Consider the following 16,847-nt stretch of genomic DNA (forward strand, 5'->3'; position numbering starts at 1 on the left):
GGGTGATCGCGCCCGCTGAAAACACGCGGACACACTCCCCCTTACTGACTCAGCGATAGACCGGAAAACGACGGCACAGCGCGACTACGTGTTCGCGCACACGCTGCCCGACCTTGTCGCTGTCGCCGTTTTCCAGCGCGTCCAGCACGTCGCACAACCAGCCAGCCACTTGCTTGCAAGTCTCCACGTCAAACCCGCGGGTGGTCACCGCCGGGGTGCCGATGCGAAGGCCGGAGGTCACAAACGGTGAGCGCGGGTCATTGGGCACCGAGTTTTTGTTGGTAGTGATGTAGGCACGGCTCAGCGCCGCGTCGGCGTCCTTGCCGGTGTAGGGTTTGTCGGACAGGTCGATCAGCATCATGTGGTTGTCGGTGCCACCCGACACGATTTTGTACCCGCGCTGTTGCAACACTCCGGCCATGGCCCTGGCGTTGATTACCACGCGGGTCTGGTAGACGCTGAACTCCGGCGTAAGCGCCTCCTTGAATGCCACGGCCTTGGCCGCGATCTGGTGCATCAGCGGGCCGCCCTGCACGCCGGGAAACACCGCGGAGTCGAGCTTTTTGTAGAAGGCTTCATCCTGACCTTTGGACAAAATCAAACCGCCCCGAGGCCCGCGCAGGGTTTTGTGCGTGGTGCTGGTGACCACATGCGCATGGGGAAGTGGGTCCGGGTATTCGCCCGCAGCGACCAGCCCGGCGACATGGGCCATATCGACCCAGAAAATCGCCCCGACCTTGTCGGCAATGCTGCGCATGCGTGCCCAGTCCTTGTAGCGCGAATACGCGGAAAAGCCACCGATCAACATTTTGGGGCGCGCTTGCAGCGCGATTCGCTCCATCTCGTCATAGTCGAGAAAGCCGGTTTCCGGGTTCAGTCCGTAAGGCACGATGGTGTAGTGACGCCCCGAGAAATTGGCGGGGTTGCCGTGGGTCAAATGACCGCCCTGGGCCAGGTTCATGCCCATCACCGTATCGCCGGGGTTGATCAGTGCGAGGAAGACCGCCGCGTTGGCCTGGGCGCCCGCATGGGGTTGCACGTTGGCGTAGTCGCAGTTGAACAGCGCCTTGACCCGCTTGATGGCCAGCCGCTCGGCGACGTCGACGTACTCGCAGCCGCTGTAATAGCGCTTGCCGGGGTAGCCTTCGGCGTACTTGTTGGTGAGCACCGAGCTCTGGGTTTTCATAACCAGCGGGCTGGCATAGTTTTCCGAGGCTATCAGCTCGATATGGTCTTCCTGACGATGTGCTTCGTTCTGAATGGATTCATACAGCTCAGGGTCGAAAGCGTTCAGGGTCAGCGTCGAGTCGTACATGTGCAAAGTGTCCTTGTTCAAGAATTCAAGCGGTCGGTGACAGCAGGCGCGTGATGCGTACGGCGATGTCGTCGATCTGTGCGTCATTGCAGGTCAGCGGCGGTATCAGGCGCACGGTGGTGCCCCGTCTGACGGTGATCAGCAGACGTTGTCGCAACCGTTTCGGCCTGTCGGGCCGCCGTCTTTTCACGGCGCGGCAACTGCCCATTGAGCACGGCGTAGGCTGCCAGGCCGATGACCATGCCCCAGAACGCGCCGCCGATGCCCAGCACGGTGATATTGGCCGCGCAGGCCAGGAAGGTGATCAGCGACGCTTCCCGGGATTTCACGTCCGCCATGGCATTGGCCAGGCTCGCGCCGAGTGTGCCCAACAGCGCCAGCCCGGCCAGGGTGGTGATGAAGGTCGCCGGGAAGGCCATGAACACCGCGGCCAGGGTCACGCCGAAGATCCCCACCAGGATGTAGAAGATGCCCGCGGCCACGCCTGCGACCCAGCGCTTGGACGGGTCTTCGGAGGCTTCCTTGCCCGTGCAGATGGCGGCCGTGATGGCGGCGATGTTGAAGGCATGGGAACCGAACGGCGCCATCAGCAGAGAACCCAGCCCGGTCACGCTGAGGATCGGGTTGGCACTGGTGTTGAAGCCGTCACTGCGCAGCACCAGCATGCCCGGCATGTACTGCCCCGTGAGGGTGATCAGAAACAGCGGCAGCGCGACGCTCAACAACGCATTGACCGAGAACTCGGGGCGTGTGAACACCGGAGTCGCGAACTCCAGCGCCAATCCCGTGAAGTCCACGCGCTCCTGCATCAGCAAAAAGCCAAGCCCCAGCACCAGAATGCCGACCACCGCGTAGCGCGCACTCAAGCGCTTGAACAGGATGTAGGCGCCGATCAACACGCCGACCAATAGCGGGTCGACGCTCATGCTGGCGAACGCACCGATGCCAAACTGCAGCAGGATGCCGCCCAACAAGCCTGCTGCCACACCTGGCGGGATCAGCCGCACGGCTTTCTCAAAGTAACCGGACACGCCCAACAGCACGAACGCTGCCGCCGAAATCATGTAGGCGCCAATGGCCTCGGCGTAGGGCGTGGTCCCCAGGGCGACGATCAAAAACGCCGCCGCAGGCGTCGACCAGGCGGTGATGATCGGCTCGCGGCTCACCCAACTGAGAAACAGCCCGGTCACCCCTACCCCGATCGACACAGACCAAACCCACGACGCCGTCAACTCAGGGCTGAGCCCGGCAACCTTGGCGGCCTGAAACACCAGGATGAACGTGCCGCCGTAATTGACGATCACTGAAATCAACCCGGCAACCACGGGGTGCAGCAGGTCCCGCAGATGCACGGACGAGAGGGATTGAGTAGATGACATAGGTCTTGGCTCCTTGCTGGACGATGTATCCATCCGGTCGCTGTTAAGCGGTCATTTATAGCGTTTGAATGGCAGGTTTAACCCCTGCGCCTTAGCGCAACCGACCAGACCACTTGGCGTGGTCGGTCAAGCATGCTCTCGCGCAAACGCGCTCATGCCCCCCCCATAACGCCTCGAACGCTGGCACTGAAACGGCGTTGAAACCGTGGGATGGCGAGGGCCAGAGTCTACGGATAAACTGGCCTGCCCCTACCTGCCATTTCATGGGAAGAGAGCAGACCACATGGCAAAGACCTTCGAGCTTGAAACCCTGAAGATGCGCCTCAACGACGCCGAGTTTCAGCTGCTGGATCTGCACCAGCGGATCCAACGTGCATTACGTGCGCTGATCCTCGACGGCGCCCTCGGCCCCGGCTTGAAACTGCCCGCCACGCGGGTGCTGTCCAAGTCATTGGGGTGCGCCCGCGACACCGTTGAGAACGCCTATGTGCAGCTGCATCGGGACGGGTTTATCGTGCGCCGCGAAGGCGCCGGCAGTTACGTCTGCGACACGGTGGGCGTCGAATTGCGCGGTGCCGGCCGCCGACGCCTCAAGGCTCAGGAAACCAGGAGCAGCGTCGCCGCACCGGGTGCCGAACTCAGCCAGCGCGGGCGGATGATCTTCGACACCGGCGGCGTGCGCGATCAGCAAGTCATCAAGGCATTCGCCACCGGCCTGCCGGAAACCCGCAGCTTCCCGACGGATGTGTGGGAGCGTTTGCAGCGCCAGGTCATGAAGGACTATCGCGCCAGCGTGCTGCTGCATGGCGACCCACAAGGCGCCGAGCCCCTGCGCAAAGCGATTGCCACCTACCTGAACCTCGAACGCGGCGCCAAATGCTCACCCGACCAGGTGCTGGTGTTGAGCAGCACACGTCAGGCGTTGTACCTGTGCGCGCAATTGCTGGTGGACGCTGGCAAGCCGATCCTGCTGGAAAACCCCGGCTATTACGGCGCCCGCAAGGCTTTCCAAATTGCCGAAACCAAGGTGATGCCCATTGATGTCGATGAACACGGCATCCGCACCGACCTGCTTTATGCCGACCGCAGCGGCGCCAACTGTGTGTATGTCACGCCCTCTCACCAGTACCCCACCGGCGCGACCTTGCCCCTGGAGCGGCGACTTGAGTTGATCAATTGGGCGGCGCAAAAAGGCAAGTGGATCATCGAGGATGACTACGACAGCGAGTTCCATTACGACGGGCAACCCACGGCCTGCGTGCAGGGCCTGGACAAGTATCAGCGCACGCTCTACATCGGCACCTTCAGCAAGACCCTCTACCCCGGCCTGCGCATGGGGTACATGGTGCTGCCCTCTGCGCTGGTGAAGCCCTTTGCCTATGCCCGCAGCATGATGGACGGCCACACACCGCAAACACTGCAACTGACCCTGGCGCGTTTTATGGAAGACGGTCATTACAACGCCCATGTGCGGGCCATGCGCAAGCTGTATGCCGGACGACGCTCGATCATGCACGACGCGATCGGCAAGTACCTGAGCACCGTGGTCACCGCCGAATTGCCGCCGGGCGGGTTGCAGATCCCCTGCCTGCTGAAAGCCGGATGGTCCGAGGAGAAAACCATCCGCCAGGCGGCTACTGCCGGCGTGCAACTGTCCGGCCTCAGCGGTTTGTACGCGGGCGAACCGAAGCAACAAGGCTGGCTGCTGGGCTACTCCTCCCTGACCGCGCATGAAATAGAAGCCGCCATGTTGCGCCTGGCCAGCGCCCTGAAAATCTAATGGCCCAGCGCGCAGTTCAGCAGCAGTTGCCGGGCTTGTGCGGCCATCCGCGCGCGCCGGGGCAAGCGCCTGGGATGATCAGGCGCGGACGTTCCTGTCGGGCGATCTGCTCGACCTGATCCAGGTCGACCCTGTGCGTCACCGGATGCACGCCATAGTTGAGGGCCTGGAGAAGTTGAACGCAGCGCCATGGGACAAATGCCCACCTGACTTGAGGTCCAGGCCCAGGATCTTTTCCCCCGGTTCCAGCAAAAACAAAACCAGCATATTCCCCCGCCAACCATTAAAAAAAGCAGCCCTTTGGCACCGATAACATCGTTTCTCGGGGGCACCGCTTATCCCTATATTGATCCGCACTATCTGTGTGAACGACTCAACGTTCACCCCTCAGTGCGAGTAGTCTCAATGAACAAAAAACCTGACAGCGCAGGGCTTGATAATGCGGGCGCCGGGACACGGGCGGTCTGGGGTGGAGAGCAAGTCAGGCATCCCTATAACGCCACGCAGACGCCTATTGTGCTCAGTGCGGCGTATGGTTACGACGATATCGACGTCTGGTACGACGTCGCTATGGGTAAAGCCCCGGGCTTTATCTATAGCCGCATGAGCAACCCGACGGTCGAGACCCTCGAAGCCAAGATTGGTGAGTTGGAGAAAGCCGAATCCGCAGTTGCATTCAGCAGTGGCATGGCGGCTATCAGCAGTGTGCTTTATACCCTCCTGGCCCAGGGTGACCGCGTGGTGTCGACCAAGGACAGTTACGGCGGCACCAACAAGATTTTCGAGGAGTTCCTGCCGCGCACGGGGGTGGAGGTGACCTTGTGCGAGACGTTCGATCACGAGGCGATCGAACGGGAAATAGCCAGAGGCTGTCAGGTGGTGTACCTGGAAACGCCGACCAATCCGACCCTGAAGATCCTTGATATCCAACGCCTGGTTGCGGCGGCCAAACGCGTGGGCGCGCTAGTGGTAGCCGACAACACGTTTGCCACACCACTCAATCAGAACCCCTTGGCTCTGGGGGTCGATGTGGTCATTCACAGCGCGACCAAATTCCTCAGTGGTCATGGTGACGTATTGGGCGGCCTGGTCTGCGGCAGTGAAGCCCTGATGGCCAAGGTTCGGCATTACCGTGAAATCAACGGTGCCACCCTTGATCCACTCTCGGCTTACATGATCATTCGCGGTATGAAAACCCTGGTGCTGCGCATGCGTCAGCAGCAACACAGCGCCCGTGCCCTGGCAGAATTTCTCTGCACAGAGCCGCTGGTGGCTTCGGTCAATTATCCCGGCCTGGCGGACCACCCGAACCACGCGGTGGCGTGTGCGCAGATGGGCGGTTTTGGCGCCATTGTCAGCTTCGTACTTGTTGGCGGCATGGACTCGGTCAAGCTGCTGCTGCCACGCCTGCGATTTGCACACTGTGCGGGCAATCTCGGTGCGGTGGAAACCATTTACGGCCCTGCGCGCACTACCAGTCATGTGGAAAACACGCTGGAGGAGCGCCAGGCGCTGGGCATTTCGGAAGGATTAGTGCGGGTTTCGGTGGGTATCGAAGACACCGACGATCTGCTCGACGATTTAAAGCAGGCGTTCGCATTTGTCAGGGGTTTGCGCGATGAAAAAAGTCAGCAGCCCGCCTTCAGCGAGGGGGTGAACTGACCTTTCAAACCTCACGACAGGGCCGTCTGTGAGGCGTTTCATGAAGAGGAATAATAATAAAACTGTGTGGCGACGCTTCTATCTGCCCTCACTACTTTCATGAGAACAACCATGTCCATAACAGAAGAAAAAACCAACACGCGTGCCGGCTTCAAACAGGAAATGCAGACGCGCCACATTGTCATGCTGGCCTTGGGTGGCGTGATTGGCACCGGACTCTTTCTAACCTCCGGCTATACCGTTAACCAGGCAGGCCCGCTGGGTGCGGTGATCGCCTACATCATCGGCGCACTCATGGTGTACATGGTGATGATGTGCCTCGGCGAGCTCGCAGTGCAGATGCCGGAAACCGGCTCGTTCAGCACGTACGCGACCCGTTTTCTCGGCCCAGGCACCGGCTACACCGTGGCCTGGCTGTATTGGCTGACGTGGACGGTGGCCATTGGTTCGGAGTTCACCGCCGCCGGCATCCTGATGACGCGCTGGTTTCCTGACACGCCCGTGTGGATCTGGAGTGCATTGTTTGCCGGGGCGGTATTTTTTACCAACGTGGTCTCGGTCCGTTTGTTCGCCGAGACTGAGTTCTGGCTGTCCCTGATCAAAGTGGTGACGGTCGTGGTGTTCCTGATCATCGGCGGCGGCGCCATTCTCGGCCTGCTCAATATCGATCAGGCCCACAGTATCGGCCTCGGTAACTTCACACGCGAAGGCTTGTTCCCCACCGGTTTCATGTCGATTGCCATGACCTTGCTGGCGGTGTCGTTCGCGTTTTCAGGCACCGAACTGATCGGTATCGCCGCCGGTGAAACCAAGGACCCGCAACGCAATGTGCCACGGGCCATCCGCACCACTGTGCTGCGCTTGGCTATCTTCTTCGTCGGGACCATTTTCGTGCTGGCGACGTTGCTGCCGCGTGAGCAGGCCGGTCTGGTCGAAAGCCCCTTCGTCACCGTGTTCACCTACATCGGTATCCCCTACTCCGCCGACATCATGAACTTCGTGATCATCACCGCGCTGTTGTCGGCGGCCAACTCCGGGCTGTACGCCGCCTCACGGATGCTCTGGACCCTGAGCGACCAAGGGCACCTGCCCAAGCAGTTCTCCCACTTGACCCGCATGGGCACCCCATTGAACGCCATCGTACTGAGCATGGTCGGAGGCGGCGCGTCCCTGCTCAGCAGCGTGTTTGCCGCCGACACGGTGTACCTGGCGCTGGTGTCGATTTCCGGGTTGGCGGTGGTGGTGGTGTGGATGAGCATCGCCGCGAGTCAAATTGCATTCCGCCGTCAGTTCGTGGCCAATGGCGGCGACGTGCGCGACCTCAAATTCAGGGTCCGGGGTTACCCGTGGGTGCCTTTGGGCGCACTGGTGTGCTGCAGCCTTGCTTGTGTGGGGATCGCGTTCGACCCGGAACAGCGCGTCGCGTTGTACTTCGGTTTGCCCTTCATCGCCTGGTGCTACTTCGTGTATTACATTACCCGTAACAGCCGCGAACGACGCTTGTCGCTCGCCACCACGGTTCAGCCGTCCCCCTAGACGGTGTGGGCAAGCGTGCTGAGTACCGCGTCAATAAGGTCCAGACCATGAAGCAAAAGCCGCTCCCTCCGTTGAACTGGCTGCGCGCGTTCGAGGTGTCCGCCCGGAGCCTGAACTTTACTCACGCCGCCGACGAACTGTGCCTGACCCAGGGCGCGGTCAGCCAGCAGATCCGCCAACTGGAAAGTCATCTGGGCGTGGCGCTGTTCAAGCGCCTGCCCCGGGGACTGGGGCTGACCGAAGAAGGCCAGGCTTATCTGCCGGTGGTGCAGGATGCAATTACACGGCTGGCGGTGGGCACCAACGAGATTTTTGGCCAGCACAAACGGCGGCCGATCAAGGTGCGTGGCAGCCTGGCGTTTTTCGTCCACTGGCTGGCACCCAAGCTGGTGGACTTTCGTCAGGCTCACCCCCACGTCGATATCCGCTACATCAGCAATATCTGGATCAAGGAACTGGATGGCGAAGACGATATGGAAATTCGCTGGGGCCATGGTCAATGGCCTGGCCTCGTGTCCCAGCGGCTGACCTGGGACACCTTGTTCCCGGTCTGCTCACCCGCCCTGATGGCACGATCACCGCTGACGGTGGCGAGCGACGTTGCGCGGCATACGTTGTTGCATGTGCTGGGTTACGAAGAGGGTTGGGGATACTGGCTGAAGATGGTCGGCGCGGACGACGTCGATTCGTCCCGTGGCATGCAGTTCGACACATTGATCTCGACGTTGCGCATGGCCGAACTCGGGCAAGGGATTGCGCTGGCGCGCTCCTCAATGGTTGACGAGATGCTCCAGGACGGGCGTTTGATCGAGCCCTTCGACCAGCGCATCGAAGCCAGCGAGTCGTTCTACCTGGTACGCGGCTCCGGGGCAGACCAGCACCCCGACGCCATGATGTTTTCTACCTGGCTGGTCGAGCAGGCCCATCGCTACAAATAAATGGCCGGAGCCAAACCATGCACTACATAAGCACTCGAAGTTCGACCGTGCAGGCCGACTTTGAAAAGGTCGTGTTGTCCGGCCTGGCCGACGACGGCGGACTGTTCGTACCCACCGAACTGCCGCTGTTCGAGCCCCAGGATATCGCCAACTGGTCAACCTTGCCCTACGACGAACTGGCGTATCGGATCATACGTCCGTTTGTTGGCGGGACCATCCCCGAAGCGGACCTCAAGCGCCTGCTCAAAGAAGCCAGCAGTCAGTTCAAGCACCGTGCGGTGGCGCCGCTGCATCAGGTCGATCGCAACGAATGGGTGCTTGAGCTGTTCCACGGCCCGACCCGCTCCTCGAAGGATTTCGCCGCGCAGTTGCAGGCGCAACTGGTGCAGTACTTTCTGCATAAGCACCCGCGACGCGCAGTGGTGCTCGGCGCCACCAACGGAGACACCGGACTCGCGGCGATCGAGGCGTTCAAACACAGTAACGACACCCACGTGGTGCTGCTATACCCGGAGTCCGCGGTCGCGCAGCATCAACTGCACGAGTTGCAGGGGGTTGCGCATCCCAATGTGCATACGTTCGCAGTCGCCGGTAGCTTTGACGACTGCCAGCAGCTCGCGAACCACTTGTTCAGGCATTGGCCCAACCCGCGCCATGAGGCGATCAGCTTCAATTCCAGCAACTGGGTCAACGTGCTGGCGCAGCTCGTGTTTTATTTCTACGCCGTGCTGCAATTGGGCGCAGGTCAACGATCTGTCGGCTTCAGCGTGCCGGCGGCGAGTTTCGCCGAAGTCTACGCAGGCTACATCGCGCAAAAAATGGGCCTGCCGATTACCCAAATCATCGTCGCGACCAACAAAAATGACGCCCTGCATCAGTTGTTCCTCAAGAACCATTACAGCCGCCAGCGCGCTGACAAGACCCTGTCACCGGCCATGGACTTGTCGATTTTCTCCAACCTGGAGCGTTTTCTCTGGGAGTTGTATGGACACGACGCTGCGGCAGTCAGTGCGCTGATGGCTGAATTCGAAGCCAGCGGCGAGATGACCATCGCCAACGACTGCTGGTTGCAGGCCCGGATGATCATCGACTCTTATGCGGTCAGCGATGAAGAAACCCTGGCCGAAATCGCCTCGCTCTACCGTGACACGGGCTACCTGATTGACCCCCACACGGCCACCGGAGTACTGGCCGCAAGGCTTTATCGGCGCAGCCTGGTCGCGCCAATGGTCACCCTCGGGGAAACTTCACCGGCCAAATCCGCTGCGCTGCTCAACGAACTGGGCATCAATGTGCCGGGGCAACACGGCCAGGCGACAGCGCACTTACACGCGCAGCGTTACCGGATAACGCCCGACGACGCCGGCCTCCTTTATCAACTGCTCGATACGCTGTGAACGACGGGAGGCAGGGGGCCACATGAAGCGCATTCTGGATCCGCTCGATGAGCGCATCATCGCCGAGTTGCGGCTCAATGCCCGGGCCGCTCACGCTGAGCTGGCGGCCAAGGTCAACCTGTCCCGCAACGCCGTGCGCCAACGGATCGAACGGCTGGAGCGTGACGGTGCAATTCTGGGCTATACGGTACTGACCGGCGACGGGCGCCAAGCCTCATCCCAGATCAACGCAGTGATTTTCGTCTATCGCTATGACCGCATGCGCGGCGAGGATGTCTTGCAGGCCCTGCGGGCAATTCCTGAAGTGATCCAGTGCGACGTCATGAGCGGCGAATTCGACCTGATGCTGCGCGTCGGCGCATCAAGCCCGCAGCGGGTGCATCAGGTCTGGACTCAAATCTCGGCCCTGGCGGGGGTGGAAAATACCGTGACGTCATTCGTTCTATCGTCCGTTGTCTAAACCGGTTTCGCGGTAAAAAAAAAGCCAACGATCGTTGGCTTTTTTTGTTCCCCACGCAGCACCTACCCCTTGGTCAAAACGCCCATGAAATAGAGCAAATTGGCATATTTCACTGCCATGGTCGCGCCCCTAATCTTATGCCAGACCACTCATCACACAGATCAAGGGCATAAAAAAATGACTGAATATAAAATTGCGCTGGTGGGCTTCGGTGGCGTCAACCGAGCGTTGGCCCAGTTGATTGCCGAACGCAACGAAGACTGGAAAAACGCACTGGGTTTTACCCTGAAAATCGTCGGTGTCACCGACCTCTTCCTCGGCTCACTGATCAACCGCCAAGGGCTGGATGCCGCCTCACTGGCCGCGCTGCCGGTGACCAAGGGCGCCCTGGCAAACCTACCGGGGGGCGACGCGGTCGCGCGCACTGAAGCCGTGATCAAAGACTCCGGCGCAGACATCATTGCCGAAGCGACCTTCACCAACCCGGTGGACGGCGAACCTGCGACCACGTTCTGTCGCTGGGCCCTGGAAAACGGCCAGCACGTGGTCACCACCAACAAAGGACCGATTGCCTTGCACGGTGCGGCGCTGAAGGCCCTGGCTCAGCGCAACCACGTGGCGTTTGAATACGAAGGCTCGGTGATGAGTGGCACGCCTGTGATCCGCCTGGCCAGGCAATTGCTGGCCGGCAGCAGCATCAACAGCTTCGAAGGCATTCTCAACGGCACCTCCAATTTCGTCCTGACCCGCATGGAAAATGGCCTGGGCTTTACCGAAGCAGTCGAGCAGGCGCAGGCCCTGGGGTACGCCGAAGCCGACCCGACGGCGGATGTCGAAGGCCATGATGTACGTCTCAAGGTGGTGATCCTGGCCAACGAGCTGCTGGATGCATCACTCACCGTCAGCGATGTGCGCTGCAACGGTATCAGCGCCCTCACCCTTGAGGACATCGATCAGGCCCGCCAGAACAATGCACGCTGGAAACTCATTGGCGCCGCCACACGGCATGCCGATGGCTCGGTCAGTGCCAGCGTCGAACCGCGCCTGTTGGGCAACGATCATCCGCTCTCCAGCATCGGCGGCGCCACGAATGCAGTGTCGTTCAGCAGCGACCTGATTGGCACGGTGACGGTTTCGGGACCGGGTGCCGGTCGTACAGAAACAGCCTTTGCGCTGCTGTCGGACATCATCAGCCTTCATCAATCCGCTGCACAGGGTCGGGAGTAAGCCAATGAACGTATCGAATTTGGCCCGTACGGTTGGGGCAGCACAAATACAGGTGTTCAATCCCTTTGACGGTGCGCTTGTCGGCACCGTAGCCGACGTGTGTGCGTCCCAGGTTCCGCACTTGCTGGAACAGGGGCGCCAGGGCGTTCGGGCCAGTGCGGGCTTGCCGCGTTATCGCAGGGCACAGATTCTCGAACAGACGGCCTTGAACATCGAACGCGATGCATCGGCATTTGCCCGACTGATCGTCGACGAAGCCGGCAAGACCCTCAAGCAGGCGCAAAAAGAGGTCAAGCGCTGCGTCAACACCCTCAAGCTGTCAGCCGAAGAAGCCCGGCGCAATGCCGGCGAGGTGATCCCTTTTGATGCCTATGAAGGTTCAGAATCTCGCCAGGGTTGGTTCTCCCGCGAGCCCCTTGGCTTGATCGTCGCCATCACGCCATACAACGATCCCTTGAACCTGGTGGCGCACAAGCTCGGCCCAGCCATCGCCGGCGGCAACGCGGTGATTCTCAAACCGTCGCAATTGGCGCCGTTGTCATCCATGAAACTGGTGGCGTACCTGATCGACGCTGGCTTGCCCGAATCGGTGGTCACGGTTGCCACCGGTGGTGCCGAACTGGGCAAAGCCCTGGTCGCGGCGCGTGACGTGCGCATGATTTCCTTCACCGGAGGCTTTGTCACCGGTGAGCAGATCTCCCGCACCGCAGGCTTGAAGAAACTGGCAATGGACTTGGGCGGCAATGCGCCCGTAATCGTCATGGACGACTGCGACCTTGAGGCCGCAGTGGCGTGTTGCGTGTCCGGCGCCTTCTGGGCGGCAGGACAAAATTGCATCGGCACTCAGCGACTGCTGGTTCATGGGTCCGTTTATGCCGCGTTCCGCGAACGTTTTGTCAGCCAGGCCCAGGCCCTGTTGGTCGGCGACCCGTTGCTTGCCAGCACCGATATCGGCCCGATGATTACCCGGCAAGCGGCGCAGAATGCCGAGCGCGTGGTAGCCGACGCGTTGGCCCAAGGCGCAACCTTGCTGTGCGGGCACACACGACAGGATTCGTGTTACGCCGCCACCGTATTGGAAAACGTCGATCACGCCAGCGCACTCTGGCGCAACGAAGTCTTTGCGCCCGTGGTGGTATTGCAACGGGTTGAGTCCTTCGATGAGGCCATCGCGCTGGCCAACGAGCCTGACTACAGCCTGCACGCCGGTATCTTTACGAGCGACCTGGCGACGGCCTTGAGCGCTGCCCGCAGGATTGAGGCGGGAGGTGTGATGATCAACGACTCGTCCGACTATCGCTTTGATGCAATGCCCTTTGGCGGTTCCAAATACGGCAGCCTCGGCCGTGAGGGCGTGCGTTTCGCCTACGAGGAGATGACCCAACCCAAGGTGGTGTGCCTGAATATCCGGGCTTGATCGATCCAAGGTAGTCAGCAGTGGGAGCGGCTGCCTCCCATTGCCAACCGTCCCAGGCACTCACCGCTGACAGGCATTGATCGGCGGCACTCGCCGACGCCAGGGTTGCGCACGCTCCAACTGCGCAGCAAGGGCGAACAGCGTACTTTCCTCGCCAAAACGGCCCGCGAAGTGGGCGCCCATCGGCAGGCCGGCGGCGCTCCAGTACAGCGGCACCGACATCGCCGGTTGCCCGCTGGCGTTGAACAACGCGGTAAACGGTGAGTAGCTGTGAAACTGCTCAATCAGTTCATCCAGGCTCAAGCGGTCGTCCTGCACATCCAGCTCGCCAATCGGTGCCGGCTCACGGGCCAGGGTCGGCGTGAGGATCAGGTCGTATTCCTGCATGAACATCGCCAACTGCCGGCCCAAGCCATGAATCCATTCCACCGCGCCCGCGTAATGGGCCCCGCTGACATCGCCCTTGCTGCGCAAAATGATCCGGGTGCGCGCCTCAAGCTCCTCGGGCTGCACCGCAAAGCCGCGCATCTGTCCCAGCACGTCGAGATAGTGACGGGTACTGGCGCCAATGATGGTGAAGACCTGATCGAGAAATTCCGGCAGTGACACCGGCAACTTCACCGGCTCAACCCGATGGCCCAAGGATTGGCACAATCTGGCGGCCTCCTGCACCGATGCCAGCGCTTCGCTGGACGTCGGCCAAGGCCCGAGTTGCTCCACCAGTGCGATGCGCAGCGGCTTTGGGTCGCGCTGTAACGCCGAAACATAGGGCTGCGCCTGCACCGGTGCGGCATAGGGTGCGCCGAGGTCGATCCCGGCCGTTGCATCCAACAAGGCGGCGCTGTCACGTACCGACAAGGTGATCCCATGGGGCGTGCCCATGCCGGCCCAGCCTTCGCCGACCATCGGCCCTGATGGCAACAACCCGCGACTGGGCTTAAGGCCAAACACCCCGCAGCAGGACGCCGGCACGCGCAAGGAGCCGCCGCCGTCGTTGCCATGGGCAAACGGGACGACACGCGCCGCCACCAAGGCGGCCGCGCCACCGCTGGAGCCGCCCGCACTGTGGCCGGTGTTCCAGGGGTTGCGTGTGGCGCCAAAGCGCGTGGACTCGGTGGAGTACGACGTGCCGAATTCGGGCGAGGTGCTGGTGCCGGCGATCACGCAACCGGCACGGCGCAAACGGGTCACCAGTTCGGCCTCAAAATCTGCGCGAAACCCTCCCAGTGCCTGGGAACCGTTGGTCATCGCCGCGCCGTTGACCGGCGAAAACAAGTCTTTGATCAAGGTCGGTACGCCCGCGAATACGCCGTGGCCGGGCTGCACGGTGCGTGCAGCTTCACGGGCCGATGTGTACAGCCTTTCGGCCACGGCATTGAGCTGCGGCTCGACCCACTCAATCCGGTCAATCACCGCTTCAAGCAACTCGCCGGGGTGCACTTCGCCACGGCGGACCCACTCGGCCAGGCCGGTGGCATCCTCGCTGTCCAACAGATTCTGGATGTTCATGTTTATCTCCTTTTAGTTACGAATGACTTGACCGGAAGGCACCCGGAGCCCCTTTACGTCGGGCGTGCAGGCCTGCCAGCGCCCAGATCGCCGCCGAGGCAAAGCTGGCCAGCGCCAGCCACTGGATGGAGGTGCGCAGGTCAACGGCGTAGACACTGAGCAGCGCCACCACCAGCGGGCTGACAAATTGGCCGAAATACAGGCAAGCCGTGAACCCGCCCAGGCCGCGCCCGCGCGTCCGGGCACTCAGGGCATTCATCACCGGCGCCATCACGTTGGGCACCAGCAGCCCGGCGCCCAGGCCGTGAATCAGCACCGCCACCAGCACCGCGATGTAGCTTTGCCCGCGCATCAGCAGCCACAGCCCCAACCCCAGCAGAGCCAGCAACAGCGCGTTGCAACCGACGATACCGAAGCGTCGACGCAGCAATGGCCAGGCCAGCGAACCGCCCAGGGTCGCGAGCAAACCCAAGCCCGCCGACAGCCCGATCAGCGTGCTAGAGGTCACTCCCAGGCCGACCAGCAGAATCGGGGCCTGGATCGGCACGATAAAACTCAGGACCATCCCGCTGAGAATCAGCAGATAACCCAGTACCAACGGCACCACGGCTACCCTGCCCGGCTCGGGTTCGTCGAGGGACTGCGGGCGGCTAGCCGGTTCCCACAGCACCTTCATCATCAGCGGCACCAACAGCAATGGCAGCAGGTACAGCAGGAACGGCAGGCGCCAGGAATGCTCGCCCAGCGCGCCGCCCACCACAAAGAACAGCGAGCCCACCAGGCCGATGGTTACTACCTGCCGATTGATGTAACGCAGCCGTTCCTCACCGTGCCAATAGTCGGCAATCAAGGTGGCGCAACAGGTCATCACGGCGGCTTCGGCGCAGCCGAACAACAGGCGCACGCCCACGATGGCCTGCAAGTTATCCAGCAGTGCCGGTAAGGCGCCGAGCACGGCGTATAACAAGGTCGCGATGACCAGCAACGCCTTGCGCCCGACCCGGTCGGCCAACCAGCCGGCCAACGGCGCGCACAGTGCAATCGCCAGCGCCGGCCCGGTGACCGCCAAGGGCACCAGCAAGTCGGCGCGCGGCTCCAGCGGACCAAACGTGGCGCCAAGCTTGGGCAGGATCGGCGCAACCATGACCGCGCCCATGATCGTCAGGCTGCTGCCGAGCATCAGCACCAACCCTTCACGGCGCCCGCTGGCTTGCCGGGGTGGTGCGTATTCAGAACGTGATGGATTCATGGCCAGCCCCTTAAAAGCTTTGAGAAATGCGCAGCGCCACGGTGTAACCCTCGGCACGGTTGCGCGCGTCGGTTTCCTTGTAGGCATGCAGCCAGACCGGTGGCAGGCCCGGCTTGAAGTAACTCACCGCCGGCCCCACTGCCAGCACCCGTGCCCGGTTGCCCGACTGCAACCCTGGCGCATCGTCATCGCTGAACTGGCGGTAGTAATAACCGCCCAGGCCCAACGTCCACGGGCCGATGTGCTGGCCCACGGCAAACTCGTGGCGGTACTCGACACCGTTTTTGTAATCGGTTGCGGGGTTGCGGGTGTTGACGTCGACTTCAAAGCTTGAGGAAACCTCGAAGCCACTGTCGGTGAGGTAGGTGGCGTTGACGATCGGCGAGAACGTCCAGTGATTGAGACCGGGGGAAACCAGACGGTTCTTGTCGTAGTCACCGGTAGGCGCCTGGATCTGCAATTGGGTGTTGATGAACAGATTCGGCGATGGGTTCCATTGCAGGATCACCGGCAGGAATTGCACATCGGCCAGTCGAAACGGATCAGCCTCCAGGCTCAGCGGCCCAATGGGGGTCGGCACCTTGACGGAAGCGTCCATCTTGAAAAACGGCACCACCACGCCAAACCCATAGTGGGCGCCCAGTACAGTGTGATCAGTCATGCGCATATAGGCGACGCCAATCGACAAGACGTCCAACGAGAAGTGGTTGTCGATCGAACGGCCGTTGCGGTCCTTCTGCACATTGGCCGAGTAGAACGCCGTACGCAGCCCGATGGTGCCGAACGGCGTGGCCGGTGGCATCATCCCCGCGCCGAAGTCATACACGCCGACCGCCGTGGTCGGCGCGCCGTTCTCGGTTGCCTGGACGCCGGCGCAGCAACCGAGCAGCCCCAGGGTGAACAACGTCTTGCGTGCAGCGCTTGCGTTATTGTTATTGCTCATCGAATGCCCCTCCCAGCAAGTGGTGTGGGTCATCC

Annotated in this window: 14 protein-coding genes; 8 read left to right on the forward strand and 6 right to left on the reverse strand. The window is 61.6% G+C overall.

Features of this window, described 5'->3' with window-relative positions; all coding sequences use genetic code 11:
- Positions 1 to 49: 49 nt before the first annotated feature.
- The gene (gene glyA / locus ACVWXD_RS10500; RefSeq protein WP_122681041.1) at positions 50 to 1,315 is read right to left on the reverse strand and encodes a serine hydroxymethyltransferase; all 1,266 of its coding nucleotides are present in this window, start codon (positions 1,313 to 1,315) and stop codon (positions 50 to 52) included.
- An 83-nt stretch (positions 1,316 to 1,398) separates the two neighbouring features.
- Positions 1,399 to 2,694 carry a benzoate/H(+) symporter BenE family transporter gene (locus tag ACVWXD_RS10505; RefSeq protein WP_260366901.1) on the reverse strand — a complete coding sequence of 432 codons (1,296 nt, stop codon included), beginning with the start codon at positions 2,692 to 2,694 and terminating at the stop codon, positions 1,399 to 1,401.
- A 283-nt stretch (positions 2,695 to 2,977) separates the two neighbouring features.
- On the opposite strand from ACVWXD_RS10505, the gene pdxR reads away from it, so the two are divergent.
- The gene (gene pdxR / locus ACVWXD_RS10510; RefSeq protein WP_122765096.1) at positions 2,978 to 4,474 is read left to right on the forward strand and encodes a MocR-like pyridoxine biosynthesis transcription factor PdxR; all 1,497 of its coding nucleotides are present in this window, start codon (positions 2,978 to 2,980) and stop codon (positions 4,472 to 4,474) included.
- Positions 4,475 to 4,612: 138 nt separating this feature from the next.
- Here the strand turns inward: pdxR and ACVWXD_RS10515 are convergent, their stop codons facing one another.
- Positions 4,613 to 4,741 (reverse strand): hypothetical protein, encoded by a 129-nt coding sequence (locus ACVWXD_RS10515; protein WP_260366902.1) that lies wholly within the window; start codon positions 4,739 to 4,741, stop codon positions 4,613 to 4,615.
- Between the two features lie 138 nt (positions 4,742 to 4,879).
- On the opposite strand from ACVWXD_RS10515, the gene ACVWXD_RS10520 reads away from it, so the two are divergent.
- The 7 genes from ACVWXD_RS10520 (at position 4,880) to ACVWXD_RS10550 (ending at position 13,111) form a co-directional block, all read left to right on the forward strand.
- A complete protein-coding gene (locus ACVWXD_RS10520; RefSeq protein WP_457370976.1) occupies positions 4,880 to 6,136 on the forward strand; it encodes a cystathionine gamma-synthase family protein in 1,257 nt (418 codons plus the stop codon).
- Between the two features lie 111 nt (positions 6,137 to 6,247).
- The gene (locus ACVWXD_RS10525) at positions 6,248 to 7,672 is read left to right on the forward strand and encodes an amino acid permease (protein ID WP_032891407.1); all 1,425 of its coding nucleotides are present in this window, start codon (positions 6,248 to 6,250) and stop codon (positions 7,670 to 7,672) included.
- 47 nt (positions 7,673 to 7,719) lie between these two features.
- Positions 7,720 to 8,610 (forward strand): LysR substrate-binding domain-containing protein, encoded by an 891-nt coding sequence (locus ACVWXD_RS10530; protein WP_032891405.1) that lies wholly within the window; start codon positions 7,720 to 7,722, stop codon positions 8,608 to 8,610.
- Positions 8,611 to 8,627: 17 nt separating this feature from the next.
- The gene (gene thrC / locus ACVWXD_RS10535) at positions 8,628 to 10,007 is read left to right on the forward strand and encodes a threonine synthase (protein WP_181643900.1); all 1,380 of its coding nucleotides are present in this window, start codon (positions 8,628 to 8,630) and stop codon (positions 10,005 to 10,007) included.
- A gap of 22 nt (positions 10,008 to 10,029) precedes the next feature.
- A complete protein-coding gene (locus ACVWXD_RS10540; protein ID WP_032891403.1) occupies positions 10,030 to 10,467 on the forward strand; it encodes an Lrp/AsnC family transcriptional regulator in 438 nt (145 codons plus the stop codon).
- A 177-nt stretch (positions 10,468 to 10,644) separates the two neighbouring features.
- Positions 10,645 to 11,694: a homoserine dehydrogenase gene (locus ACVWXD_RS10545; protein ID WP_122681046.1), complete on the forward strand. Its 1,050-nt coding sequence runs from the start codon at positions 10,645 to 10,647 to the stop codon at positions 11,692 to 11,694.
- Between the two features lie 4 nt (positions 11,695 to 11,698).
- A complete protein-coding gene (locus ACVWXD_RS10550) occupies positions 11,699 to 13,111 on the forward strand; it encodes an aldehyde dehydrogenase family protein (protein WP_457370977.1) in 1,413 nt (470 codons plus the stop codon).
- A gap of 60 nt (positions 13,112 to 13,171) precedes the next feature.
- Here the strand turns inward: ACVWXD_RS10550 and ACVWXD_RS10555 are convergent, their stop codons facing one another.
- Genes ACVWXD_RS10555 through ACVWXD_RS10565 form a run of 3 tightly spaced genes read right to left on the reverse strand, consistent with a single transcriptional unit; the run spans position 13,172 to position 16,812 of the window.
- Entirely contained in the window at positions 13,172 to 14,620 is a 1,449-nt protein-coding gene (locus tag ACVWXD_RS10555; RefSeq protein ID WP_122757278.1) for an amidase, read from the reverse strand.
- A 16-nt stretch (positions 14,621 to 14,636) separates the two neighbouring features.
- Positions 14,637 to 15,869 carry an MFS transporter gene (locus ACVWXD_RS10560; protein WP_181643903.1) on the reverse strand — a complete coding sequence of 411 codons (1,233 nt, stop codon included), beginning with the start codon at positions 15,867 to 15,869 and terminating at the stop codon, positions 14,637 to 14,639.
- Between the two features lie 10 nt (positions 15,870 to 15,879).
- The gene (locus tag ACVWXD_RS10565; RefSeq protein WP_122765090.1) at positions 15,880 to 16,812 is read right to left on the reverse strand and encodes a SphA family protein; all 933 of its coding nucleotides are present in this window, start codon (positions 16,810 to 16,812) and stop codon (positions 15,880 to 15,882) included.
- Positions 16,813 to 16,847 lie beyond the last annotated feature (35 nt).

The organism is Pseudomonas sp. TE3911, from assembly GCF_054062775.1.